Here is a 26,976-nt window from a genome sequence, read left to right as displayed (position 1 = left end):
AGCTGTACAAAAGAAAAGCACGTTTTAACATTAGAGCAACAAAAAGAGACACCACCTTGCTATCTACACTTTCACAGCATGAATCAGTATGTTACGCGGAGTCATCTCTCGTGAGCAAAACTCCGAGATTTGAACGCGATAGCCGTTCTCATTCAGGAAAAGTCCCTTATCCAGCACCAGCCACATTTCCAAACAACGCCTGAATGGTTGCTGAATCAAACTGATGCGTTCCATTTGCCAATACTTTTCCAAGCCCAATTGTTCAAAATAACTAAAATCAACATCCGGTAGAACGATACCTTTACTATCACTCGCCCAGCGACAAAACGCTTCAAAGCCTTGAGACAGTTGCGACTTCTTAATACTTGGCACAGGTTGATAGCGTTCGAATCCCAGCACCTTACGTAACAACAGATCAAAGCCAAGACGGTATGACATCTCTTCGATTCGGTGTCTTCTCACCCGCTCGCCACCGGTGACCGTTTCTTGAAGCGGGATCCGCAACTCAGACTTGCTCAACCCAAGCTTAGATTCTTTCCCTTGGATAGAGAGTGCTTGATAGTGCTCATTGGCGATCAAATGATAACAACAGGGAGAAAAAGTAATCGCAGGTAGCCTCTTGTCGGTAGCATGACTCAGAAGCGATACATGTAGGTCTCCGCAAGCATGCAGAGCGACGGCGTGCTGGCTTGAACTGAATACCTGTTGGGCTTCGCGACTCAACGCATCTCCCTGAACAAAATGCATCGGCAGATTCTGTTTGTCCGCTTCAAACTGCCCCGCGTCACAAAGCATTTGCTGAAACTCAAAACTGGTCACCTTATGCTGGGTTTGACTCGCGAGTATTCTGCCGAGAAATCCCTTACCTGAGCACCACTCTAACCATTCGCTACCGTGGTGATCGCGCAGTGCCGCCTCTCCCATGGATAGGATTTGCTCAAGCTTACGCCCCGGGACACCATTTTCGACACCACGCGCTAGTGCTAATCCCTGCTTATCGATAGGGGGCAATGTTGTCCACTGGGAAGTCTGCTCGACACACGCCAGATAGGGCTTTAAGGCGTTAATAAGACTTAGGTTATTCTGTTTATAGCCTTCAATTTCTTTTGGGCTCAAGCCGTCTAACCAAGCACACAGCTGTGGATTAGATTCTTTCCAGGGCAAATGGCTATCTAAACATGAAATGAAAGCTTCAAAACGCCAATATTGCTGATTTTGCGTTAGAAACTGATCGAGTGATTTGAATTGAGTATGCATGACTTCCCCCCGGTGTGCGTAGTGTAGAGGGAAGTCACTAGAGATGGTAGTCGCTTAACGAACCGGAAGGTCGATATCTTTGAACATTTCTTCGATTTCTGCGCTCGATTTAAGCGACAACGCCTGCTCAACAACAGGACGCGTTAAATGCGGCGCAAAACGTTCCATAAAGTCGAACATGTAACTGCGTAAGAAGGTGCCGCGTCTGAAACCAATACTTGTGGTGCTCGCACCAAAGATATGGCTCGCATCAATTGCAACCAAATCAGTGTCTTGCTCTTTGTCGATCGCCATACTCGCAATCACACCAACGCCAATACCCATACGCACGTACGTTTTAATCACGTCTGCGTCTGTGGCGGTAAAGACAACTCGTGGAGTCAGGCCATATTTATTGAACGCCGTATCCAGCTCAGAGCGACCTGTAAAACCAAATACGTACGTCACCAATGGATAGGAAGCCAGATCTTGAATGGTCACCTTTTCCTTCTGTGCCAAAGGATGGGATTTAGGCACAACAATGGAGCGATTCCAGTGGTAACAAGGCAGCATGATCGCATCTTGGTAAAGATGCAGGGCTTCCGTCGCAATGGCGAAATTAGCGGTACCCTTGGCAATCGCCTCTGACATTTGAGAAGGCGTACCTTGGTGCATATGGAGTGATACTTTAGGGTAACGAGCGGTAAATCCTTTAATAACGTCAGGAAGCGCATAGCGAGCTTGTGTGTGTGTCGTCGAGATATTGAGAGTTCCCATCTCAGGATGGGTATGCTCACCGGCAACGGCTTTAATGCTTTCGACACGAGCTAAAATTTCCTGAGAAATGCGAATAATATCTTCACCAGCACCCGTCACTTGAGTAAGGTGTTTTCCACTACGTTCGAAGATCTGAATGCCAAGCTCATCTTCCAGCAAACGCACCTGCTTACTGATGCCCGGCTGAGACGTATACAGACTTTCCGCAGTCGCTGATACATTTAAGTTATGGTTAACGACCTCAACAATATACTTCAATTGTTGTAATTTCATTCTCGACCTCGTAATCCCTTACTCTACGCCCCATAGCGAGCGAACATAGTTTATAATATTTAGTTATAACGCCTATGGGTTCAAATTGATAGTCCAATCGTTATCAAGCCGCAGAAAAGCAGAGGCTTATGGCTATTTTGCAATCAAATACGCAGAATCAACCTTGCATTGGTATTTTTCATTAATAAAATCGAACATTTGAGCGATAATACAAAACAGGTGCAGGGAGTGATTAGAATCGTGTATGCTTTCTTGCTAGCCAGTAAAATAATAAAACATAAGATACGGAATTTATGAATATAGGGTTAATCATAGCTTTAGTTGCCATCTTACTTGTATTGGTATTGGGCTATAACATAATGCTTCAGTACAAAGTCAAAGCTGAAACTGCACGGAAGCAGGAGAGTTCGCGCTATCTTCAAATCATAGATGCAACAGAAGAATTAATCGGTCACGCACACCATATGCCTTATAGTAAGGAGTTATTGGTGTGTCTAAACACCCGTATCTTAGACTCACTACAAAGTATGCATGAGCTGGATCCAAAGAATAAACAGCTTGAACAACGCGTCGAGCACGTCAAACAACAGATCAGACAACTTGACGAAAATTACCAAGGTGGCGAGAGCACAACCTTTAAAGTGCCAAGCAGTGATAAGCAAGCGATCGTTATGCTTAAGCTGGTTAAACGCCTTCGCGACACTATCCGTAGTGAACACAACAAAGGTCGTTTTGAAACTCAAGCCTACGTTACCGAGAATGCTCGCTTGGAAACCATCCAGATACGCATCAACATTGAAAACGTCATCAAACGTTCAAACGATGCGATCGTACGTGGTCAACCGGGTACGGCTGTGCAACTGCTTCGTAAAGGACTTGATGCTCTTAGCACCAAGAATGACAACTATTCGAACCAAGCACGCGAGAAACTTCAAGGAATGTACGACGACCTTGAATCGAAAAGACAAACTCGCAACGCTGAAGAGTTACACCAAATCGAAGAAGACCAACGTAAAAACGATATGGATGCGCTCTTTGGTGAGAAGAAAAAATGGTAATATAACTGCCATTACACATCCTCTAAAGGTCGCTGTTGCGGCCTTTTTCATTTCAATTGACAGATTTGTTCAAGATGATTGAGTTAAACCAATACCAAACCTTGTTAGAGCCGATAAACGGCTTCTTACACTGTTCTACGCCCGATGCATGGGTTGTGGAAGCCCGCAAACCCGAAAACCTAAAGGTGGTACTCATCGACCATCTCCTTTGCGAGCTCAAGGCCGGACAGTCCGCGATGTACCTAATCCGCAAGTACGCTGTCGATAAGGAAAGCGCACATAGCCTATTAGATTGGTTCCAACCCTACGAAAACTTCGCCTATCGTAAAATGGGAAGTCTGGAAACATTAAAGGGGAAAAGCCAAATATCGAAAACGATCATGGCCAAATCTGATTCGCCTTACAGCCAAGATCTAATCGACAAAATGGTGATGCTGATTAAAGAAGAGTTACACCATTTTTATCAAGTGCTGGAAATCATGGACAAGCGCAATATTGCCTATGAGCCTGTCCAAGCTAGTCGCTATGCAAAGGGGTTAATTGGCAGCATGGCAACGCATGAGCCCCAAAGCTTGATCGATAAGTTAATCATCGGCGCATACATAGAAGCTCGATCGTGTGAACGATTCGCTAAACTCGCACCGCATATGGATGAGGATATTGGCAAGTTCTATGTCTCTCTCTTACGCTCAGAAGCCCGTCACTATCAGGACTATTTAACGCTTGCAGAAGAGATTGCTGGCAAAGACATCCGTGAGAGAGTGGCTTACTTCGGTAAGATTGAAGCTGAGCTAATTACCTCTCCCGATAGCGACTTCAAGTTTCACAGTGGCGTTCCAGACCGCATTTAGCCTTAGATGAGTGACAAAAAAGCCAGCAAATGCTGGCTTTTTAGATGAATCAATCTTCACACAAGTGTCGCATTGATGTCTGCCAACACTGCGGCAGGATCGGCGGCTTGGGTAATTGGACGACCAATAACCAAGTAATCTGAGCCAGCCGCGATAGCATCTACTGGAGTCATAATACGTTTCTGGTCTCCCACTGCCGCACCAGCTGGACGAATGCCAGGAGTAACCAGTTTAAACGCCTTACCCAGCTCACTTTTCAGCATTGATGCTTCTTGTGCAGAGCACACTACACCATCCAAGCCTGAATTTTTTGTCAAATTAGCCAAACGAATCACTTGTTCCTGCGGCGCAATATTAAGACCAATGCCTGCCAGGTCGCTTTGCTCCATGCTGGTTAGTACAGTCACACCGATAAGTAGCGGACGATCTTTACCATAAGGCTCAAGAATCTCTCTTGAAGCCGTCATCATACGCTCCCCACCACTCGCATGGACGTTAACCATCCACACGCCCATTTCAGCTGCCGCACGAACCGCTTTCGAACACGTGTTAGGAATATCGTGGAACTTGAGGTCTAGGAAGACTGAAAAGCCACGTTTGTGCAGTTCTTTGACGAAGTCAGGACCAAATAAGGTAAACATCTCTTTGCCGACTTTTAGACGACATGAGCTTGGGTCAATTCTATCAACAAAAGCGAGTGCATCGGCTTGGTTGTCATAATCCAGTGCAACAATTACTTTTTGGTCGATCATTTCATCTCCTAACTATAAATAAATCGAAAAAAAGCAGCGGGATCACCGCTGCCATTTTGTAATGGGTCAAGCCCATAAAAACTATTCACCATCCAACCCGCGGATTGGCTTAATTGTTCCCCACCCCTTACACGAGGGACAATGCCAATACATTGAGTGGGTTGAGAAACCACATTTACGGCATCGATAATGCGGTTTCACTTTTAACTGTTCACCAACCAGTTTTTGTAGCGTACCCAAACTGGCCTTTGCCCGACCTTCTTCAGCCTCTGCTAAATGATAGTCCATCAGACGGTAAAAGCCCTTCATCGTAGGGTTTTTTACCAACTGTCGCGTCAATAGCTCTTGAGCGGCGCCCACACCATCGTGTTGAGCAACGAGTTGAGCCAGCATGAGCTCTGCTGATACACCGACTTTATTGACGATGCATTGGCGTAAAAAGCTCAGTAGTTCATCTTCTTGACCAAGATGGTGATAACATTCCGCTAATGTGGGAAGAACCTCACTAACAAAATCGCTATCTTGCTCTAGGACACGCTCCATATACTCAATAGTGCTGCGATAGTCTTCTATGTCTAGATAGAGTTTTCCTAAAGCGATTGAAGCTCGTACACACTTTGGGTCTTCCGCTAATGCACGTTTGAAGTACTGCATTGCCTGAGCGTCATGTCCTTCCGCTTTTTCCTGCATCGCCAATTCACACCAAAAGTGACCAATACTGGTACGCATTCGCTTACGACCCATCTTAACCAGTAGAGAGGCATAATTGATTGCCTTGTTCCACTCTCGGGTTTGTTGATAGATCGCGACCAGTTGCTGTAGCGCGGCTTCACGATGCTCCGGTTCATCCACCAGCTGCTCAAAGATTTTTTCAGCACGGTCAAGAAAACCCGAAGCCATGTAATCTTTTGCTAATTGCTGCAACGCAATGTTTTTTTGGTCGATGGTTAACCCAGAACGGGAAATGAGGTTTTGGTGGATACGAATCGCTCGGTCAACTTCCCCTCTCGATCGAAATAGGTTACCGAGAGCAAGGTGAGTATCAATCGTTTCGTTATCGACTTGGAGAAGTTCAATAAAGTGGTCGACCGCCTTATCAGACTGATCCGATAAAAGCAGGTTCAAACCCGTCACATATTGACGTGAGATTTGATTGGATTGTTTCTGCTTGTCTTGCTGGGCGCTGCGATTACCCATATACCAGCCGTAAGCGGCTGCGATTGGCAATAACAAGAACAGGATTTCTAACATCGAGTGACAGCCTACCTAATACTACTTTTAAGCTTTGCCTTGAGTTGGTTCACTTGCTGCTGGAGAGAGCTTAGTTAACTGTTTTCTTAGTTTGCGTACTTGCAACTGAGATTTAAGATGCAAGCTACCAAATATTAGCCATGCTAGGAGGAAACCAACAATAAACACACCACCCAACAGTGTGGATAGGTGGAACTCTCCCTGAGCTAACAAATAGTTAAATGTTACAATCGCTTGATTCTGAGAGCCTAAGGCCAGTGCAATCAAAAATAGGGCCAGTACAAGAACGATTTTTATAATTTTCATAGTCCATCACCTAAGATAAGTTCTGCCGTTACGATTATGCAGTAAAAGCATCAAACAAACCATGGTTATCTCTGTAATTCGAATGATAAAAAAGCGGCATACGCTATGTATGCCGCTCATTTTACAGTCAATTCGAGTTACTAACCGATGTTTACTCGCTCACGTAATTCCTTGCCAGGTTTAAAGTGAGGAACAAATTTTCCTTCAAGCTCTACTTTGTCACCTGTTTTAGGATTACGTCCCACACGTGGCTCGCGGAAATGAAGAGAGAAACTACCAAAACCACGAATCTCAATTCGGTCTCCACTTTCCAGTGTTGAAGCCATATGCTCTAAAATATCTTTTACAGCATCTTCAATCTCTTTAGCCGAAAGGTGAGTCTGTTCTGCACAGAGTCTTTCGATCAATTCAGACTTAGTCATAGTTGCCCTCATAGAGTAATTTATCACTTATTATAGTAAGTAATACCAGTTCCAACAAACACTTGCCTACAATTTTAGACAAAAATTGAGCAATGTGTGTAATGAAAAACTACATTTGACAAAACATCTTGCAGAGATTGGTATTACCACTAGCCATGAATGAAACATAAAAAAGGAGCCTTTCGGCTCCTTTTTCTTAAAAGCGACTAATTATTCGCCTTTAGCTGCTTTGAAAGCGTCAGCCATAGCGTTACCGAATGCCGCTTCATCAGCGCTGTTCAGTGTAGCCATTGCTTCTTGCTCTTCAGCTTCATCTTTAGCTTTGATAGATAGGTTGATTACGCGGTTCTTACGGTCTACACCTGTGAACTTAGCTTCAACACTGTCACCAACACTTAGGATTAGAGTAGCGTCTTCTACGCGGTCGCGAGAAACTTCAGAAGCGCGGATGTAACCTTCTACGCCTTCTTCAAGTTCGATAGTTGCACCTTTAGCGTCTACTGCAGTAACAGTACCGTTAACTAGTACACCTTTCTTCTTCTCAGAAACGTAAGCATTGAATGGGTCATTTTCCATTTGCTTAACGCCTAGAGAGATGCGCTCACGCTCTGCGTCTACTGCTAGAACTACTGCAGAGATTTCGTCGCCTTTCTTGTACTCACGTACAGCTTCTTCACCAGCAACATTCCAAGAAATGTCAGATAGGTGAACTAGACCGTCGATGCCGCCTTCTAGACCGATGAAGATACCGAAGTCAGTGATAGACTTGATCTTACCAGTAACTTTGTCGCCTTTAGCTTGCGCTTCAGCGAAAGATTGCCATGGGTTAGCTTTACACTGTTTCAGACCTAGAGAGATACGACGACGCTCTTCGTCGATTTCAAGAACCATAACCTCAACTTCGTCGCCAACATTAACAACTTTAGATGGGTGGATGTTCTTGTTAGTCCAATCCATTTCAGAAACGTGTACTAGACCTTCAACGCCTTCTTCGATTTCAACGAAACAGCCGTAGTCAGTTAGGTTAGTAACGCGACCAGATAGTTTGTGACCTTCTGGGTAACGCTTAGCGATTGCTACCCATGGATCTTCGCCTAGTTGCTTAAGACCTAGTGATACGCGAGTACGGTCACGGTCGAACTTAAGAACTTTAACTTGGATCTCGTCACCAACGTTAACGATCTCAGAAGGGTGCTTAACGCGCTTCCAAGCCATGTCAGTGATGTGTAGAAGACCGTCAACACCGCCTAGATCTACGAACGCACCGTAGTCAGTAAGGTTCTTAACGATACCTTTAACTTCTGCGCCTTCTTGTAGAGTTTCTAGAAGCTCATCACGCTCAACGCTGTTCTCAGATTCGATAACTGCACGACGAGAAACAACTACGTTGTTACGCTTCTGGTCAAGTTTGATAACTTTGAACTCTAGCTCTTTGTTTTCTAGGTGAGCAGTATCGCGGATTGGACGCACGTCTACTAGTGAACCTGGAAGGAAAGCACGGATACCGTTTAGTTCAACAGTGAAACCGCCTTTAACTTTACCGTTGATGATACCAACAACAGTTTCAGCTTCTTCACAAGCTTTCTCAAGTACGATCCAAGCTTCGTGACGCTTCGCTTTCTCACGAGAAAGTTGAGTTTCACCGAAACCGTCTTCTACAGCGTCTAGAGCTACGTCTACTTCAGAACCAACTTCAACTTCAAGTTCGCCAGCAGCGTTCTTGAATTGTTCAGCAGGGATAGCAGACTCAGACTTAAGACCAGCGTCAACAAGAACGAAACCGTTCTCGATAGCTACTACAGTACCTTTAACGATAGTACCTTGTTGGAATTCAGTCTCGTTTAGAAACTCTTCAAAGAGTTGAGCAAAAGATTCAGTCATTATTTAATCTTCAATAAATTAAACGTCCACGGGTGTCCTACCACATGGGGTTATTAACTTCGCCGGTCATCATCCTTGCGACCAACGTTCTTACCTAGCAGCCTAGGCTACTAGCTTAGATTCGATATATTGTAGTGCCTTTTCTACCACTTCGTCGATACTCATCGTAGTAGAATCTAGCAAAAGCGCATCCTCAGCAGGGCGTAATGGCGCTACTGGGCGGTTACGATCTCGGTCGTCACGCTCTTGGATCTCGCTTAAAAGGTCGTCAAATTTAACATCTAACCCCTTGCCTTGCAACTGTTTAAGACGGCGACTTGCTCGCTCTTCAGCACTTGCGTCCAGAAAGATTTTCACTTCAGCTTGAGGGAAAACAACCGTCCCCATGTCACGACCATCAGCCACCAAACCTTGACCTTCTGCAAAAGCGCGCTGACGACGCAGAAGGGCTTCACGAACACGCGGTAAAGCAGCGACCTTTGATGCAGCCATGCCCGTTTCTTCTTTGCGCAGCTCACCAGAAACATCTTCGCCTTCAAGGATCACTTTGACCAGCTCACCTTCAGCCACAAACTGCACATCCAAATGGGTCGCTAAAGGAACCAGCGCATCTTCCGACTCAAGATCAACGCCGTGATGAATTGCAGCTAGGGCTAAGACACGATAGATAGCGCCAGAGTCAAGTAAATGAAACCCTAGTTTTTTTGCAAGCAGCATACAAAGTGTGCCCTTGCCGGCACCACTTGGTCCATCAACGGTTACTACCGGTGTATGAGACGACATGTTTTACTCCGTGTTGTTTTCTGATCAACGTTCGACTCGTTGACCTTGTTTCGGCGTGGAATTATAGAGGGAAATGCCCACAGGTTCTAGGCAGGATTTGTCGTATGCGCAAAAAAGAGCGCCAAGGCGCTCTCCAATCCGTTTATAGCTTAATTCGGTCTCGGTTCTGCGCCACAATTGCGGCACCAATACCTTTGACTTTCTCGAGGTCCTCAGCACTTGTGAAGTTACCATTGAGCTGACGGAACTCGACGATTGCCTGTGCCTTCGCTAATCCAATACCTAACAAAAGGTCGGCGATCTCTTCAGCACTGGCTTGGTTAATGTTAACCGTGATCTCGATACCTTGATACTTGGCATCGGTGCTAGCTTCTTCAGCTTGAGTGATGGCAGGAAGTGATAGTAGAAGAGTCACTAGCAGTAGTTGTTTTAACATTTTGGTTTCCTTGTGTACTTATGTGCAGGCCCAGACTAACCACTCATCACTAAAAGGAAACCACGTAAACATTAAAACAAAACGGACTGCTGATGCAGTCCGTTAATATAGATATATCAATTACATTTGAGCTGATTATTGCGTCACAATGTAATATTCGATATCGATAGTCTTGCGCAGGATACTGATCAAACCAGAAAGGTCTTGCTGAGCATTCACTTGTGTCAGCTGTGCACCAATCTGCTGGTTGTATTGCGGGTCAAACTCTGATGCGACATTAACAAGCTCAACAACGATCACATCACCATTGAGGTCTTTCGCCTGAGCAAACTCTTTTCCGCCATCAGCAGGTTTCGCCATTGAGAAAACAACGTCTGCAAATGGTGAACTGCGGTCTAGTGTTTCCATCTCACCGAATGACAAACCACTCTCAGCCAATAGCTCTTGCTTACCTTGCTTAAGTTCAGCAACTAGGTTTTGAGCGAGTTCGATAGCAGCTTGCTCGCCTTTCACATTAGCGAGTGACTTAGTAACGTCAGCGCGGACTTGCTCCAACGGTAGAACCGTTTCATTGCGGCTATCTTCAACACGGACAACAACAACATGCTCTGGGGCAACTTCAATCACTTCTGAGTTGAGACCATCTTCTTTCACTTCAGGACTTACAATCGCTTGTAACACCGCTGGAGCTTTCAAAAGCTCAGGAGCGTCTACTTGTGAGATAAAGTCTGTTGTCTCGATCTTAGCGCTGATTGCTTTCGCAGCTTCATCGAGTGAATCCGGATACTCAAACGCCACTTTCTCTAGTTCACTTTGAAGCGCGTAGTATTGGTCAACAGCTTGCTGGTCTCGTAGCTCTTGTTTAACTTCCGCTGCAACTTCTTGGTACGATTTCGCAACTGAGTCTTTGAGCTCATCAAGTTTAATGATGTGGTAGCCAAAGTCTGATTTAACAAGACCTGTCATATCACCTACATTTTTAAGTGCAAACGCCGCTTCTTCGAATGAAGGATCCATAACATCACGTTCGATCCAACCCAAAGAACCACCTTCAGATGCACTGCCGAAGTCATCAGATTTCTCTTCAGCCAGTGCAGCAAAATCCGCACCTGCATTCAGTTCATCTAGGATGGCTTGCGCTTTTGCTTCATCGTCACCCTCAATTAGGATATGGCTTACACGACGTTGCTCTTCTGAAGAGTATTTATCGATGTGCTCTTGGTAGTATTTTTCAGCTTGCTCGTCAGAAATCTCAATGTTTTCTTTTAGCTTTTGAGCCGATAGTTCTACGTAAGCAACTTTAACTTGCTCTGGGCGCGTGTAACGCTCTGAGTTTTGTTGGTAATATTCGTTGATCTCTTCTTCTGATAGCTCAGCTTTAGCCGCAAAGTCTTCCAGAGAAAGGGTAACCTTTTTGATATCACGAGTTTGGGTCAGTAACTTGCTTTGAGCTTCTACTTCACCCGGCAATGAGAAATCACTACCTTGAATTGCGGTCATCAGCTGATTACGCACTAGGTCACGGCGTAAGTATTCTGCAAAGCTATCTGCTGAGAAGCCTGCTCGACGTAGCGCAGCCTGGTAGATTTCTTGATCAAATTTGCCATCAACTTGGAACTGAGGCATTTCTAGAATCAACGTACGAACTTGAGTGTCGCTTACGCGCAGCCCTAGCGATTCTGCGTGCTGCTCTAGAAGCAAGTCATTGACCATACGATCAAGAACTGATTTACGGAAAGATTCTACATAGCTTGGGTCAGCCAATAGGTTTGAGAAGTAATCACCAAGCTGAGCTTGCATACGATTACGTTCATTTTGGTAAGCCTGTTCGAACTCACCACGACCAATTTCAACATTGCCTACTTTCGCCGCAGAGTTGTTTGAGCCACCTACAATGTAACTACCAACACCTGCAAATACGAACGATAGGATGATAAGCCCTAGGATAATTTTAACCGCGATGCTGTTAACGCCTTCGCGTAATCGGTCCATCATACTTAAACTACTCTCCGCTTATGTGCCGTACTTAAGCCCACTTTAAATCCGTGAGTTCGGCACATTTCATAAATAAAAAATTGAATAGCGCGATAATACCAGAAAAAGAAATGCGCATCAGTATGATGCGCATAATTTAAAAAGGTTCTAAAAAATCACCTCAAGTGGCGATTTTTTATTAGTTGCAAGAATCTTTAAGAGCTTTACCAGCTTTGAATGCAGGAACTTTAGCTTCTGCAATTTGAATCTCTTCACCAGTCTTAGGGTTACGGCCTGTACGTGCTGCACGAGTACGAACACTGAAAGTACCAAAGCCAACTAGAGCAACTTGATCACCAGATTGAAGAGTTTCACCAACTGCTTCGATGAATGCATCTAGAGCACGACCTGCAGACGCTTTAGATAGATCTGCATTTTCTGCGATTTTTTCTACTAATTGTGTTTTATTCACTGTGATTCCCCTTTGCGCTGCCTGTTTATATTTTTATGGCAGCTATACGTTCCATTTCATTTCAAATTTGCGACAAACCCTTATTTTTCAAGGCTTGCAGCTATCGTCGATAACGTTAGCGTCCAAAAAAAACGCTGACAAGCATTTTTGTACTTATCAGCGTAATCTTTTACTTATTTTTGCTGCACATCACTATTTTGCGGCAGCAAACTCCACGCCTGAAGGCTCTTTCTCTAACGCGACTTTCAATACTTCATCAATCCACTGTACCGGAATGACCTTAAGATCGGCGATAACATTGTCAGGAATTTCCTCCAAATCACGCTCATTATCTTTAGGAATCAGTACTGTTTTGATGCCGCCACGGTGCGCTGCAAGCAGCTTCTCTTTAAGACCACCGATCGGTAAAACTTCACCACGAAGGGTAATTTCACCTGTCATCGCGACTTCGGCTTTTACAGGGTTACCCGTCAAGCTCGACACTAACGCTGTACACATCGCGATACCGGCACTAGGACCATCTTTCGGCGTTGCACCCTCTGGTACGTGAACGTGAATATCACGCTTCTCATAGAAGTCAGAGTTAATACCCAAGGCTTCTGCGCGAGAACGCACCACTGTCATTGCAGCCTGAATCGATTCCTGCATGACATCACCAAGAGAACCCGTCTGAGTTAGCTTGCCTTTGCCTGGCATTGATTGCGTTTCGATCGTCAGCAGGTCACCACCGACTTCAGTCCACGCTAAGCCAGTCACTTGACCGATGCGGTTACTGTCGTCTGCTTTGCCGTAGTCATGGCGTTGAACCCCTAAGTATTCTTTGAGGTTGTCCATGTTGACGGTGACCGTTTTAAGCTCACTGTTCAGCAAGATGTTTTTCACTGCTTTACGACAGATTTTTGAGATCTCACGCTCTAGGCTACGAACACCCGCTTCACGAGTGTAGTAACGAATAATGCCAATGATTGCTGAGTCTTCAATGGTAATCTCGTTGGCTTTTAGGCCGTTACGCTTGATCTGCTTGTCGACCAAATGGCGTTTAGCAATGTTGAGTTTTTCATCTTCTGTGTAACCCGACAGACGGATCACTTCCATACGATCCAATAGAGGACCTGGAATATTCATCGAGTTAGACGTTGCAACGAACATAACATCGGATAGGTCGTAATCGACTTCGAGGTAATGGTCGTTGAATGCGTTATTTTGCTCAGGGTCCAATACTTCCAATAGCGCCGATGATGGATCACCTCGCATGTCTGAAGACATCTTGTCGATCTCATCCAGAAGGAACAATGGGTTCTTCACACCAACTTTCGACATTTTTTGAATTAACTTGCCTGGCATTGAGCCGATGTAAGTACGGCGATGACCACGGATTTCCGCTTCATCACGTACGCCACCCAGTGCCATTCGTGTATATTGTCGACCAGTAGCTGCTGCGATTGAGCGGCCTAGGGAAGTTTTACCCACACCAGGAGGACCCACGAGACACAAGATAGGACCCTTGAGTTTGTTGATACGGTTTTGCACCGCTAAGTACTCAAGAATGCGCTCTTTAACGCGCTCTAATCCATAGTGGTCTTCGTTAAGGATCTCTTCTGCTTTAGCAAGGTTCTTCTTCACCTTAGTTCGTTTGTTCCAAGGAACCCCTAGCATCCAGTCGATATAACCACGAACGACCGTTGCTTCTGCCGACATCGGAGACATCATCTTGAGCTTTTGTAGCTCTTGTTCTGTCTTCTCACGCGCTTCTTGAGGCATCTTAGAATCGATGATTTTCTGTTTCAGAGTTTCAAACTCATCAACACCATCTTCACTTTCACCAAGCTCTTTCTGAATAGCTTTCATTTGCTCATTCAGATAGTACTCGCGCTGAGATTTTTCCATCTGCTTCTTAACGCGGGTACGAATGCGTTTTTCAACTTGTAACAGATCGATTTCTGATTCCATCTGACCCATGAGGAACTCTAAACGTTCTGTAACGTCAAGTAACTCAAGAACAACTTGCTTGTCTGCCAATTTCAGAGGCATATGGGCTGCAATGGTATCCGCAAGACGTGCTGCTTCATCGATACCGTTCAGAGATGTCAGTACTTCTGGTGGAATCTTCTTGTTGAGCTTAATGAAGCCTTCAAATTGATTAATTGCACTGCGGACAATGACTTCCTGCTCACGCTCATCTAACTCAGCAGTCGTGAGATACTCAGCATCAGCATAGAAAAATTCGTTTTCAATAAAGTGGTTAATGCGCGCGCGCTGCTGGCCTTCAACGAGTACTTTAACAGTACCATCTGGCAGCTTTAGTAGTTGAAGGATGGTCGCAACGGTACCAACGTCAAACATATCGCCTTGAGTCGGTTCATCGGTATCCGCTTCTTTCTGCGCTACCAATAATACTTGTTTGTTGTTGTCCATTGCCGCTTCTAAGCAAGCAATAGATTTTTCACGACCAACAAACAATGGAATTACCATATGCGGGTAAACGACTACATCTCTTAGAGGTAGTACGGGGATCTCGATACGTTCGGAACGTTCCAAGTTCATATTCTTCTCTCTTCCGCTTAGTCCTATGAGCAGTATATGGGGGCTAATTGGTTGGATTCAATGAAAGAATAAAAAAAAGGGAGTAATTGATTACCCCCTTTCTATCTACTTCAATTTCTGTGAATCAGATTATGATTCTGCACCAGCAGCTTGATTATCTGAGTTGCTGTAAATAAGCAGTGGTTCAGACTCACCCTTAATTACTGACTCATCAATCACAACCTTGCTCACATCTTTCATCGATGGTAGTTCGTACATGGTCTCAAGTAGCACGCTTTCTAGAATCGAACGCAAACCACGAGCACCTGTCTTACGCTCCATTGCTTTCTTAGCAATCGCGCGCAGTGCATCTTCGCGGAATTCAAGTTCTGAGTTTTCAAGCTCGAATAGTGCTGCATACTGTTTTGTCAGTGCATTCTTCGGCTCACACAGAATTTGAATCAGTGCTTCTTCATCCAGTTCTGTCAACGTTGTTGTTACTGGTAAACGACCAATAAACTCAGGGATCAGACCATACTTCACTAAGTCTTCCGGTTCTACCTGAGTAAACAGCTCGCCGACAGTCTTAGTTTCGTCTTTAGAACGGACTTCCGCTCCAAAACCGATACCCGTACCTGTCGCGACACGTTGTTCAATCACTTTATCTAGGCCAGCAAAAGCACCACCACAAATAAATAGAATCTTAGATGTATCTACTTGTAGGAACTCTTGTTGAGGGTGCTTACGACCACCTTGAGGTGGAACCGATGCAACCGTACCTTCAATAAGCTTCAATAGCGCCTGCTGAACACCCTCACCCGATACATCTCGTGTAATAGATGGGTTTTCAGCTTTACGAGAAATCTTATCGATTTCATCGATGTACACGATACCACGCTCTGCTTTCGCTACGTCGTAATCACATTTTTGCAGAAGTTTCTGGATGATGTTTTCTACATCTTCACCAACGTAACCCGCTTCAGTCAGCGTTGTTGCGTCGGCCATAGTGAACGGTACATCTAGGAAACGAGCCAGTGTTTCAGCCAGTAGCGTTTTACCACTACCCGTTGGACCGATAAGCAAGATATTACTCTTACCTAGTTCAACACCTTCGCTCGTTGTATCTCCGTTACGTAAACGCTTATAGTGGTTATAAACGGCTACTGCTAACACTTTCTTAGCGTAATCTTGTCCAATCACATAGTCGTCAAGGTGTTCACGAATGTCTCTTGGCACTGGTAGCGCCTCAGACTGCTTCTTAGGGAGAACATCCTTAATTTCTTCACGAATAATGTCGTTACATAAGTCGACACATTCATCACAAATATAGACTGATGGACCAGCGATTAGCTTGCGAACTTCGTGCTGGCTTTTACCGCAGAAAGAGCAGTAAAGAAGCTTACTACTACCGCTCTCTTTGCTTTTATCTGTCATTCGCTAACCTCTTAGCCTTTACTCATATGACTTGAGTGTATATCAATATATACCAATGTTGCTAGTTATTCGCCGCGATGAGTCAGAACCGCGTCAACTAAGCCATACTCTACTGCTTGTTCAGCCGCCATGAAGTTATCACGATCAGTATCGCGCTCAATCACTTCTAGAGGCTGACCTGTATGATCTGCAAGAAGTCTGTTCAACTTCTCTTTGATCGTTAGAATCTCTTGAGCATGAATTTGAATATCCGAAGCTTGGCCTTGGAAACCACCTAGCGGTTGGTGAATCATTACGCGTGAGTTAGGCAATACATAACGTTTACCTGGCGCACCACCAGCAAGTAGGAATGCACCCATTGAACACGCTTGCCCCATACATACTGTGCTCACGTTTGGCTTAATAAACTGCATAGTGTCGTAGATTGACATACCCGCAGTTACGCTGCCACCCGGAGAGTTAATATAAAGGAAGATATCTTTGTCAGGATTTTCTGATTCGAGGAAAAGTAGCTGTGCCACGACAAGATTTGCCATGTGATCTTCTACTTGACCAGTTAAGAAAATAACACGTTCTTTTAGCAAACGAGAGTAGATATCGTAAGAACGTTCACCACGGGAAGTTTGTTCAACCACCATCGGTACTAGCGCGTCTAGAATTGGCGACATTGCATTTTTTTCTTGGTAGCTCATATTCTTATGTCCCTAAAATAAATGGCCCGGATGATAATTATCATACGGACCATTGTTAGCAGAATAGTTAACGCTAAGTCAACCTTCTAAGCAATATATTGCTTATTACGCAGGCTGTTGGTTCATTAGCTCGTTAAAGCTAACCGCTTTTTCAGTAACCTGTGCTTTAGCGATGATAGCGTCGATCGCTTGCTCTTCTAGAGCAACGTTACGCATGTTGTTCATCATTTGCTCGTTTTGCTCGTAGTAAGCAACAACTTCAGCTGGATCTTCGTAAGCAGTCGCCATCTCTTCGATAAGCGCTTTCACTTTCTCGTCGTCCGCTTTTAGCTCTTCAGACTTGATCACTTCACCTAGTAGAAGACCTACAACTACGCGACGCTTAGCTTGCTCTTCGAACAGCTCACGTGGAAGTTGAGCAGCCGCTTCTGGGTTGCCACCGAAACGCTGTGCAGCTTGCTGACGTAGAGCACCAATTTCTTGGTCGATTAGAGCTGCTGGTACGTCGATTTCGTTCTCTTTAACTAGACCGTCGATAGCTTGCTCTTTGATGCGGTTCTTAACAGCTTGCTTAAGCTCACGCTCCATGTTCTTACGAACTTCAGCTTTAAGAGCGTCAACGCCACCTTCAGCAACGCCGAACTTAGCAACGAACTCGTCGTTTAGCTCTGGAAGCTCACGAGCTTCAACTTTGTTTACTTTGATTGCAAACTTAGCCGCTTTACCTTTTAGGTTTTCTGCGTGGTAATCTTCTGGGAAAGTCACGTCGATGTCGAATTCCATACCAGCAGTCTTACCTGCGATACCGTCTTCAAAACCAGGGATCATGCGACCAGCACCCATTTCTAGTGGGAAGTTTTCAGCTTTACCGCCTTCGAACTCTTCACCGTCGATAGAGCCTACGAAATCGATTGTTGCACGTTTGCCGTCTTCAGCCGCTTCTTCAACTACAACCCAAGTTGCTTGTTGTTTGCGTAGAGTGTCGATCATCTCTTCAACATCTGCGTCTTGAACTTCTGTTGCTGGTTTTTCAACAGTGATGTTCTCTAGACCTTTAAGCTCAACTTCTGGGTAAACTTCAAAAGTCGCGTTAAATACTAGATCTTCGCCTTCTTTAACTTCAACTGGAGCAAAAGTAGGTGCGCCTGCTGGGTTGATCTTCTCTTTAACGATCGCTTCGATGAAGTGACGTTGCATTACTTCACCCATTACGTCTTGACGTACTGCTTTGCCGTACATCTTCGCAACCATTTTTAGAGGCACTTTGCCTTTACGGAAACCATCGAAACGACGGTTTTTTGCGATGTTGCGTAGTTCCGCTGTTACAGCATCTTCGATGTTTGCAGCAGGAACAGTAATGTTTAGACGGCGCTCTAGGCCCTCTAGCGTTTCAACAGTAACTTGCATTATTCATTAACCTCAAAACTGGCTCAGAAAACTGAGCTTATGTGCTCTATCCTCTTTCGGACAGAACCCATCCTTGTTTGTACTCTATGAGTACTCTTTTATAAACCGAGTATCGACAATCGAACAAGCCAATTGTCGGACTAATGAGTGATATCTTTTCGAAGGATATTCGGTAAAGGTATCTCTGATTAGCCTCAAGATAAAATTCAGACGCAGCATTCTACCGAGCAGATCGTTAGCTGTCGAGCCGAACCCTACGATCGCTGCGGGATTACCCTAAAAACTCACTTAACTGCTAAAAAAAACACCAATAAAGCAGTCTTTGTTTCCAGAAATGGGGACATTAATGCCTTTTTCAATGGAAACTAACGTTTTTTTTTGATTAAAGATTAAAAGTCGATCTAAGTCCGGTTTTATCACTCAATTTATCATGATGAGTAAACACATTTGTAACAAAAACATTTACGCTATGGCGGAGTGATGTAGTTTGGCAAGGATTAAAATGTTGACGTATCGACGGGGTAAGTTCTCTCTGCTTGTTCTGTACGTAATTGCGATCGTAGGTGGCTCTAGTTGGATTTGGAATTCAAGCGAGAACAACCTTATCGTAACGCATAAGGAACAACTCGAACGCTTTGCTGAGTTCATTTCCAGCAAATTGGACAAATACGCACACCTGCCACAATTGATTGCTAAAGATAGTGAGTTAATTTCCGCACTTCAGTCGCCTAATAACTCCGCCCAAATCGATTTGACCAACCGTTATTTGCAGCACATCAACCAAACGATCCAGTCGACTGACGCCTATCTGCTCGACGAGTTTGGCAATACCATCGCATCAAGTAACTGGGACTTAGAACGCTCCTTTATCGGTCGAAACTATGCTTGGCGTCCCTATTTCTCCGACGCGATTCTCGGTAAGCCTAGCCAATACTTTGCGCTTGGTTCTAGCTCAAAACAGCGTGGTTATTACTTTTCGTACCCAGTCACTTATGCGGCCGAAATCATCGGCGTGATCGTTATTAAAATGGATTTGACTGCGATTGAAGCTAACTGGCAGGACAAGAACAATATCTTTGTTGCTACAGACGCCAATAACGTGATTTTTATGTCAAGCAACGATGACTGGCTATTTAAGAGTCTAACCACGCTCTCAGAATCAGCTCGCCAGTCCATCCTTAACAGTCGCCAATATCTGGATACACCGATCCGCTCATTTGGTCTGGTGGGAGATCTAACTCAGGAACATTCCGAGCTGAGAAACCCTAACCTATCTGGATTTGAAAACGACTATCTCGTTTCATCTCGTTCACTGGATAAACACAACTTAACGCTGCGTGTCCTCACCTCTAAAGTGACCCTGTTATGGTCCATGCTGAGTTACTCGCTCGTAATCAGTTTAATGTTCGTCATTGCGTATCTCTCGTTTGCACTGGTACACCAGCGTCAACTGAAAAAGCGTCAATTCGAACAGTTACAGTCAGAAGCGAAGCAGAAGCTTGAGTTTCTTGTTATGGAACGAACCTCTGAACTTCAAGCTGAAATCAGTGAAAGAAGCAAAACGGAGCAAGTGCTACGCCAAACACAAAATGAGCTGATTCAGGCAGCTAAATTGGCGGTATTGGGGCAAATGTCAGCCAGTATCAGTCACGAGCTCAATAATCCCCTCGCAGCAATACGCAGCTTTGCTGACAATGGACGGCGGTTTTTGGAGAGAGAAAGTTACGATCGAGTCGATGATAACCTCTCACGTATTTCTGCTCTAACGGAGCGCATGGCAAAAATCAGTAACCAGTTGCGCACGTTCGCCCGTAAAAGTGACAGTAATGATGTGAGCAAACTGGACGTGAAGCCACTGATTTGGTCGGCGAAAGAGTTACTCTCTCCCCAGTGCAAGGCCAAACAGGTTGAGCTCATTCTTGAACTTGACGAAACATTGCCCGCTGTGGAAGTCAATCCAATACAATTTGAGCAAGTACTAATCAACCTTGTTACCAATGCAATGCAAGCGGTCGAGGAACAAGAGAAACGCAGTATTAAGATCTCGACCTCGGTGTCCAATTGCCAACTGCACATTTTTGTCGATGATAATGGACCCGGTATCGCTTATAGTGAGCAACATCAACTGTTTGAGCCTTTCTATACTACGAAGAAGAATGGACTTGGATTGGGGCTATCAATTTCACAACAGATCACCCAAGCGATGGGAGGGGAACTCGACGTCGCGGACTCGCCTCTGGGAGGCGCCCGATTTGTAATCACTCTCCCCGTCGATGCCTAATCAAGGAATTAAGATGTACGATGTTATCTTCATTGATGATGAAAGCGATATTCGCCTAGCGATCGAACAGAGTTTCGAGCTGGAGGATATCAGTGCCCGTTTTTTTGCTAACGCTGAAGATGCTCTGTTGGCGATAAAAAGTGACGGTCTACCGAAAGTCGTAATCACCGATATCTGCTTACCTGGTTTGTCTGGCGAAAATATTCTATCCAGCATACTGCACCAAGACGAAAACATTCCGGTCATTCTGATAACGGGGCATGGCGATATCTCGATGGCAGTTAATGCCCTACGCAATGGCGCGTATGACTTTATTGAGAAGCCCTTCCCAATTGATCGTTTGATCGATACCACCAGACGCGCGTTGGAAAAACGCGAACTCACTTTAGAGAACCAAGAATTAAAACGCAGCCTTAAAGCGAGTCAAGCGCTGGGCCCTCGCATCATCGGTGACACCCCTTCTATTCAACTCCTCCGCGATACCATCGTCCATATTGCTGACACCAATGCGGACATCTTACTGTTCGGCGAGACCGGTACAGGTAAAGAGCTGTTTGCTCGTTCTATTCATGAGCAAAGCTCTCGACGCGACAATAACTTCGTAGCGATCAACTGTGGTGCCGTACCAGAAAACTTGATTGAAAGTGAACTTTACGGCCACGAGAAAGGCGCTTTTACGGGTGCAGACTCAAAACGAGTGGGTAAATTCGAACATGCTCAAGGCGGTACACTTTTTCTCGATGAAATTGAATCAATGCCCCTTCAAGCGCAGATTCGTTTACTGCGGGTTTTGCAAGAGAGGGTCATCGAACGTGTGGGCTCCAACGAACTGGTTCCTATCGATATTCGCGTCATTGCCGCGACTAAGGTCGATTTAAAACAGGCGGCAGCTGAGGGTTCATTTCGCGAAGATCTCTACTATCGACTGAATGTGGTCACTCTAGAGCTTCCTCCGCTCAGGCAGCGTAAGGAAGATATTCCAACTCTATTTCATCACTTTTTGCTGGTTGCCGCTTCACGCTATGGCAAGTCCGCACCAGCTATCGAAACTCAGCAAATTCATCAACTGATGACGCACGATTGGCCGGGGAACGTTCGCGAACTCAGAAATGCCGCCGAACGTTTTGTCCTATTGGGAAGATTAACTCAATTTGATTCAGAGTCTGCGTTTGCAAGCCGAGAAATGAGCCTCGCCGAACAAATTGCAGAATTTGAAAAGAGTGTTATAGAACAAGCGCTTAACCAGTGTCATGGCAGTATCAAGCAGACCATGGATAGGTTGCAACTCGCGCGTAAAACTCTATATGACAAGATGCAAAAATACGGTTTGGATAAAAGTAACTATAAAGGTGAATAAACGGTTCATCCTGTATTCAGACTAAAAGCGTTAAGTTAGATTCATCAAAAGGAACTGATACAAATGAGCTAAGAATTTAGTTCATCCACTGTCCTAAGAACAAAGCCCCGAATAACGAGTTATTCGGGGCTTTCTTTTTTTAGTTCAGTTATTTGGTGATGATTTCAGGTCCCATCAGGGTGGTTGGTAACCACGTTGACACCCAAGGAACATAAGTCACGATAATCAAGAACAAGAACATGACCCCAACCCAAGGCAAGGCGGCTTTCACCACTTGCATCATCGACATCTTAGCGACCCCTGCGGTAACAAACAGGTTGAGACCAACGGGCGGCGTGATCATCCCTATCTCCATGTTCACGACCATCATGATACCTAGGTGAATAGGGTCAATGCCTAGTGCAATAGCTATCGGGAACACCAGAGGTGCAACGATGATAAGTAGGCCCGATGGCTCCATAAACTGACCGCCAATCAACAACAGTAGGTTGACCACAATCAGGAAGGTAATCGGACCAAGACCAGCAGACAACATCGACTCAGTAATCATCTGAGGAATACGCTCTTCTGTGAGCACGTGCTTGAGGATCAAAGCATTGGCAATGATAAACAGTAGCATGATAGTCAGTTTACCGGCGTCATAAAGCGTATGTTTGGTGTCTTTATGCACAAAGGCTTGAACGACTTTAACCAATACAGGCTTGGTATTTTCCTTATCAGCAAACGGGCCCATATCCTTGTAGATAAAGTTCGCGATTAAGAACGAGTAAACCGCCGCCACCGCTGCCGCTTCTGTTGGCGTAAATACCCCACCGTATATACCCCCTAGGATAATAACGACCAGTAATAAGCCCCAGCTCGCATCTTTTGCTGAATCGAACATCTCCTTCCAACCAACAAACGGCTGTTTTGGAAGGTTCTTAACACGCGCAGCGATGTAGATGGCAATCATCAGCATCACCCCAGCCAGAAGACCTGGGATCACGCCACCTAGGAACATACGACCAACCGATACATCCGTAGCCGCAGCGTAAACCACCATCACGATAGAAGGCGGGATCAAAATACCAAGCGTACCTGCATTACAGATAACCCCAGCCGCGAACTCTTTTGAGTAACCGTTTTTAATCATACCTGCGATAACAATACTACCGATGGCTACAACGGTCGCCGGCGATGAACCAGACAGTGCGGCAAACATCATACACGCAACAACCGATGCCATTGCGAGACCGCCACGGAACCAGCCAACCATGGCAATAGCGAAACGGATAATACGTTTAGCAACCCCACCCGTAGACATAAAACTAGAGGCAAGAATAAAGAATGGAATCGCGAGTAGCGTGTAGTGGCCAGCAAATGCATTAAATAAGGTCTGAGCAACGGAAGCAAGTGACGCATCAGAGTGCATCATCAGGAAAATAATGCTCGATAAACCAAGGGAAATAGCAATTGGCACACCCACAAGCATAAAGCCAATCACCATGATGAATAAGAATAGAATTTCCATGGCTTAGCCCTCCTTGCTCTGGTTGTTATTGCTTTTTGGTTCCATTACTTCTCCAGCGTCTTTGAGTTCCTCTTTCAGAGCTTCGAGCTCTTCTTCAGCCTCATGACCTGCGATCAAGCGGTCCAACTTACCAGTAATAATTTGCAACGTAACTTGAACAAAGCGGAAAGTGAGTAACGCCATACCTATAGGCAGTGCCATGTACGGAATGAATCGAGGTAATTTTTCGTAACGCTCACCTTCATTCAACCAGTCAGCCAAAAACTGCAATATTTCCGGCATCGGAATATCGTCGGTTTCATACCATGCACGTTCAGTTGCGAACGGGTACCAGTAGTTCCAAGAGCCAATAAGCAGCAAGATTGAAAAAGCCAAACAGGATGCCGCAGCGATCAGCGCATAAACTTTACGCAGATGGTCTGGCGCTAGGTTAATAACAACATCAACACCAATGTGAAAATGTTTTTTCACGCCGTATGATGCCCCGACGAGTACCATCCAAGCGAACATGAACACGGTTAGCTCAAGTGCCCATAAAATGTTGTCATTAAATACGTAGCGAAATACTACATTGGCAAAGGTGAGCATGGTCATCGCACCCAAGAAGAACGCGATAAGAGTTTCCTCGATTGCGTCTGTCACCTTGCCAATTCTGGCAAAAATAGACTGTTCCATAAGTTACTTCACTTTCTCAAAAGAAAAGAAAGGCCCTCTTCCCGATATATCCCGAGAAGAAAGAGATACTAAGAGGGCCAAAGGTTAGGGGAAATTGTTATTATTTATTTGATGCGACAGCCGCGTCGATCAGGTCAGAGCCGATATCTTTCTCGAACTTCTTCCATACTGGCTGAAGCGCAGTTACCCACTGTTGGCGCTCTTCGGCAGTCAAGGTACGAACGACACCACCCGCTTCGATGATGTTATTTTTGTTCGCTAGGTCGACACGAGAAGATTCAGCATTACGCTCAGTCGTCACTTCTTCAATGATTGTGGCAAGCTGCTGACGTTGGTCGTCTGGTAGACCTTTCCAGAAGTCGTTCGAGGTAACGACTAGGTAATCAAGAATACCGTGGTTTGTTTCCGTGATACCGTCTTGAACTTCGAAGAATTTTTTACCGTAGATGTTAGACCAAGTGTTTTCTTGACCATCGATAACTTTAGTTTGTAGACCACCGTAAACTTCTTTGAATGACATTTTCTGAGGGTTGGCACCTAATTGCTCAAACTGAGCAACAAGAACATCTGATGCTTGCACGCGGAATTTCAGACCTTTTGCATCTTCAGGAGTGATAAGTGGCTTGTTAGCAGACATCTGTTTCATGCCGTTGTGCCAGAACGCTAGACCTTGAAGACCGCGACGTTTCATCGCATTTTTCAGCTTCTCACCCGCTTCTGAGTTTTGGAAACGGTCAACCGCTTCTACATCTTCAAATAGGAATGGTAGGTCGAAAATACGGTACTTCTTCGTGAACTTTTCAAACTTTGATAGAGAAGGGGCAGCAAGTTGCACGTCACCGTTAAGAAGCGCTTCTAGAACTTTGTCATCATCATACAGTGTTGAGTTAGGGAATACCTGAAGACAAACTTTACCGTTCATCTCTTCATTAACACGTTTTTCAAGTAATGAAGCCGCGATACCTTTCGGGTGCTTATCTGTATTCGTTACGTGACTGAATTTAATCACTGTTTCACCTGGATCACAGTTAGCCGCAGCGTTGAAACTGGTCACAGCAAGAATCGATGCAGATAGTAGGGTCAATGGCTTAAACATTATTATTCTCCTTGTTAAATGAACAACCCCATCACTGGGTGTTGATATTTCTATAAGGGCAATAACTAAGCCAACTTTAAACTAATTACAAAAACATTTAAAAATCATAAAGTTAATAAAAACCCTCTCTCCTACCAGCTATTTTTAAATCACACTTTTCAAAAAAATGGGTGGATTTCCACCCATCATATTTATCACAACGGGTGAATTTACACATATTTAACAAAGACTCATTATAAAAAACAAATGGCAGCCCAAGGGCTGCCATTTTTGTTACTAGAGATTCGACGAGCAATAAGGAGACGAAATCGCCCATCTCCCCTCAAATGTGCATGAAGCTCGTTCATGCTATAGCTCTAAGCATAGTCGACTATGTGCATTTTACTAACAATATTGTTAACAAATTAATCATTAATGAAAGTCGATGCGTTTCTCTGTTGTTGCATCAAAGAACACCGCTTTAGAGAGATCAAAGTGCAATGGTGCCACTTGGCCTGCAACCACATCAAACTCAGGAGAAAGACGACACGCGACTTCTTGCTCGTTGACTTTGATCATCGCAATCGTATCTGGACCCGTTGGCTCCAAAACTTCCAGCATCAGATCAAGCTTGGTGCTTGCTTGTGAATCTACATTCTCGCTATCTGTAATGTGTTCTGGACGAAGCCCAATAACGATCTCTCGTCCATCTTGTTCACGCATTGATGCCGGCAAACTAATGTGATGTTCTTGACCGTTGCTGCCTTTCACTTTGATCACTGGGTTATCCTGCACATCCAGATCGACCATAGTTTTGATGAAGTTCATCGACGGTGAACCCATAAAACCTGCGACAAACATATTGGTTGGCTTGTTGTAAATCTCTTGCGGAGTACCTAGCTGCTGAAGTTCACCATCCTTCATAACTGCAATACGGTCCGCGAGAGTCATCGCTTCAATCTGGTCGTGGGTTACGTACACAATGGTCGTTTTAAGCTGTTGATGAAGACGCTTAATCTGATGGCGCATCTCTACACGAAGTTTCGCATCAAGGTTCGATAATGGTTCATCAAACAGATATAGCTTAGGGCGACGGGCCAGTGCGCGTCCCATTGCGACACGTTGACGCTGACCACCCGAAAGCTGTGATGGTTTACGGTCTAACAGATGATCAATTTGCAGCATGGTTGCAACTCGCTCAACTTCTTCATCAATCTCAGCCTTAGGCATCTTGCGAATTTTCAAACCAAACTCAATATTGCCGCGAACCGTCATATTTGGGTAAAGCGCATAAGACTGGAACACCATAGCAATGTCGCGATCTTTGGGTTCAACCTGAGAGACATCTTTTCCATCGATAACAATTTCACCAGAACTGATGTTTTCCAATCCAGCAATGGTGTTCATCAAGGTCGATTTACCGCAACCCGAAGGCCCAACCAAGATCAGGAACTCACCTGAATCAATGTTAATGTCGATACCCTTTAAGGTTTCTTGCTCCGCTTTCGGGTAGGTTTTACGGATCTGTTTAAGTTCGAGTGTTGCCATGA

Annotated in this window: 23 protein-coding genes; 4 read left to right on the top strand and 19 right to left on the bottom strand. The window is 44.9% G+C overall.

Features of this window, described 5'->3' with window-relative positions:
- Positions 1 to 63: 63 nt before the first annotated feature.
- A complete protein-coding gene (locus ACQEXP_RS04085; RefSeq protein WP_426968372.1) occupies positions 64 to 1,257 on the bottom strand; it encodes a methyltransferase in 1,194 nt (397 codons plus the stop codon).
- 54 nt (positions 1,258 to 1,311) lie between these two features.
- The gene (cysB, locus tag ACQEXP_RS04080; protein ID WP_269376057.1) at positions 1,312 to 2,286 is read right to left on the bottom strand and encodes an HTH-type transcriptional regulator CysB; all 975 of its coding nucleotides are present in this window, start codon (positions 2,284 to 2,286) and stop codon (positions 1,312 to 1,314) included.
- Positions 2,287 to 2,579: 293 nt separating this feature from the next.
- Here cysB and ACQEXP_RS04075 point away from each other — a divergent pair, with 293 nt between their 5' ends.
- Entirely contained in the window at positions 2,580 to 3,344 is a 765-nt protein-coding gene (locus ACQEXP_RS04075; RefSeq protein ID WP_426968370.1) for a DNA repair protein, read from the top strand.
- A 74-nt stretch (positions 3,345 to 3,418) separates the two neighbouring features.
- The gene (gene miaE / locus ACQEXP_RS04070) at positions 3,419 to 4,195 is read left to right on the top strand and encodes a tRNA isopentenyl-2-thiomethyl-A-37 hydroxylase MiaE (protein WP_426968368.1); all 777 of its coding nucleotides are present in this window, start codon (positions 3,419 to 3,421) and stop codon (positions 4,193 to 4,195) included.
- Positions 4,196 to 4,251: 56 nt separating this feature from the next.
- On the opposite strand, the gene pyrF is transcribed toward miaE, so the two are convergent.
- The 13 genes from pyrF to tig all read right to left on the bottom strand — a co-directional run bounded on the left by pyrF (position 4,252) and on the right by tig (position 18,528).
- On the bottom strand, positions 4,252 to 4,947 hold the full coding sequence (gene pyrF, locus ACQEXP_RS04065) for an orotidine-5'-phosphate decarboxylase (RefSeq protein ID WP_269376060.1): 696 nt from the start codon (positions 4,945 to 4,947) through the stop codon (positions 4,252 to 4,254).
- Positions 4,948 to 5,028: 81 nt separating this feature from the next.
- Entirely contained in the window at positions 5,029 to 6,198 is a 1,170-nt protein-coding gene (gene lapB / locus ACQEXP_RS04060; RefSeq protein ID WP_269376061.1) for a lipopolysaccharide assembly protein LapB, read from the bottom strand.
- A gap of 27 nt (positions 6,199 to 6,225) precedes the next feature.
- Positions 6,226 to 6,504 carry a LapA family protein gene (locus tag ACQEXP_RS04055; RefSeq protein WP_006881263.1) on the bottom strand — a complete coding sequence of 93 codons (279 nt, stop codon included), beginning with the start codon at positions 6,502 to 6,504 and terminating at the stop codon, positions 6,226 to 6,228.
- Positions 6,505 to 6,644: 140 nt separating this feature from the next.
- A complete protein-coding gene (gene ihfB / locus ACQEXP_RS04050; protein WP_006881264.1) occupies positions 6,645 to 6,926 on the bottom strand; it encodes an integration host factor subunit beta in 282 nt (93 codons plus the stop codon).
- A 210-nt stretch (positions 6,927 to 7,136) separates the two neighbouring features.
- Positions 7,137 to 8,807, bottom strand: coding sequence for a 30S ribosomal protein S1 (gene rpsA / locus ACQEXP_RS04045; protein ID WP_269376063.1), 1,671 nt, complete (start codon positions 8,805 to 8,807; stop codon positions 7,137 to 7,139).
- 102 nt (positions 8,808 to 8,909) lie between these two features.
- Positions 8,910 to 9,590, bottom strand: a complete 681-nt coding sequence (gene cmk / locus ACQEXP_RS04040; RefSeq protein ID WP_269376064.1) for a (d)CMP kinase — start codon at positions 9,588 to 9,590, stop codon at positions 8,910 to 8,912.
- Positions 9,591 to 9,732: 142 nt separating this feature from the next.
- Positions 9,733 to 10,026 carry a ComEA family DNA-binding protein gene (locus tag ACQEXP_RS04035; protein ID WP_426968366.1) on the bottom strand — a complete coding sequence of 98 codons (294 nt, stop codon included), beginning with the start codon at positions 10,024 to 10,026 and terminating at the stop codon, positions 9,733 to 9,735.
- 135 nt (positions 10,027 to 10,161) lie between these two features.
- Complete coding sequence (gene ppiD / locus ACQEXP_RS04030) at positions 10,162 to 12,021, bottom strand: peptidylprolyl isomerase (protein ID WP_426968364.1); 1,860 nt, start codon at positions 12,019 to 12,021, stop codon at positions 10,162 to 10,164.
- 178 nt (positions 12,022 to 12,199) lie between these two features.
- A complete protein-coding gene (locus ACQEXP_RS04025) occupies positions 12,200 to 12,478 on the bottom strand; it encodes an HU family DNA-binding protein (RefSeq protein WP_269376233.1) in 279 nt (92 codons plus the stop codon).
- 186 nt (positions 12,479 to 12,664) lie between these two features.
- Positions 12,665 to 15,016 (bottom strand): endopeptidase La, encoded by a 2,352-nt coding sequence (gene lon, locus ACQEXP_RS04020; RefSeq protein WP_269376067.1) that lies wholly within the window; start codon positions 15,014 to 15,016, stop codon positions 12,665 to 12,667.
- Positions 15,017 to 15,145: 129 nt separating this feature from the next.
- Positions 15,146 to 16,429: an ATP-dependent protease ATP-binding subunit ClpX gene (gene clpX / locus ACQEXP_RS04015; protein WP_138970764.1), complete on the bottom strand. Its 1,284-nt coding sequence runs from the start codon at positions 16,427 to 16,429 to the stop codon at positions 15,146 to 15,148.
- A gap of 65 nt (positions 16,430 to 16,494) precedes the next feature.
- Complete coding sequence (clpP, locus tag ACQEXP_RS04010) at positions 16,495 to 17,121, bottom strand: ATP-dependent Clp endopeptidase proteolytic subunit ClpP (protein WP_426968362.1); 627 nt, start codon at positions 17,119 to 17,121, stop codon at positions 16,495 to 16,497.
- 105 nt (positions 17,122 to 17,226) lie between these two features.
- Entirely contained in the window at positions 17,227 to 18,528 is a 1,302-nt protein-coding gene (gene tig, locus ACQEXP_RS04005; RefSeq protein ID WP_269376069.1) for a trigger factor, read from the bottom strand.
- Between the two features lie 502 nt (positions 18,529 to 19,030).
- On the opposite strand from tig, the gene ACQEXP_RS04000 reads away from it, so the two are divergent.
- On the top strand, positions 19,031 to 20,809 hold the full coding sequence (locus tag ACQEXP_RS04000; RefSeq protein WP_426968360.1) for a sensor histidine kinase: 1,779 nt from the start codon (positions 19,031 to 19,033) through the stop codon (positions 20,807 to 20,809).
- 13 nt (positions 20,810 to 20,822) lie between these two features.
- Positions 20,823 to 22,166 (top strand): sigma-54-dependent transcriptional regulator, encoded by a 1,344-nt coding sequence (locus ACQEXP_RS03995; RefSeq protein WP_138970768.1) that lies wholly within the window; start codon positions 20,823 to 20,825, stop codon positions 22,164 to 22,166.
- A 148-nt stretch (positions 22,167 to 22,314) separates the two neighbouring features.
- Here ACQEXP_RS03995 and ACQEXP_RS03990 read toward each other — a convergent pair whose 3' ends face one another.
- The 4 genes from ACQEXP_RS03990 to ACQEXP_RS03975 all read right to left on the bottom strand — a co-directional run bounded on the left by ACQEXP_RS03990 (position 22,315) and on the right by ACQEXP_RS03975 (position 26,974).
- Entirely contained in the window at positions 22,315 to 23,676 is a 1,362-nt protein-coding gene (locus ACQEXP_RS03990) for a TRAP transporter large permease (protein WP_269376071.1), read from the bottom strand.
- Positions 23,677 to 23,679: 3 nt separating this feature from the next.
- Positions 23,680 to 24,351 (bottom strand): TRAP transporter small permease, encoded by a 672-nt coding sequence (locus tag ACQEXP_RS03985; RefSeq protein WP_426968358.1) that lies wholly within the window; start codon positions 24,349 to 24,351, stop codon positions 23,680 to 23,682.
- A 100-nt stretch (positions 24,352 to 24,451) separates the two neighbouring features.
- Entirely contained in the window at positions 24,452 to 25,447 is a 996-nt protein-coding gene (locus ACQEXP_RS03980; protein ID WP_426968356.1) for a TRAP transporter substrate-binding protein, read from the bottom strand.
- A 411-nt stretch (positions 25,448 to 25,858) separates the two neighbouring features.
- Positions 25,859 to 26,974, bottom strand: coding sequence for an ABC transporter ATP-binding protein (locus tag ACQEXP_RS03975; RefSeq protein ID WP_426968354.1), 1,116 nt, complete (start codon positions 26,972 to 26,974; stop codon positions 25,859 to 25,861).
- Positions 26,975 to 26,976 lie beyond the last annotated feature (2 nt).

It is taken from the genome of Vibrio sp. TRT 1302 (genome assembly GCF_050113875.1).
Classification (GTDB): Bacteria; Pseudomonadota; Gammaproteobacteria; order Enterobacterales; family Vibrionaceae; genus Vibrio.
This window is presented reverse-complemented; position numbering and strand designations above follow the sequence as displayed.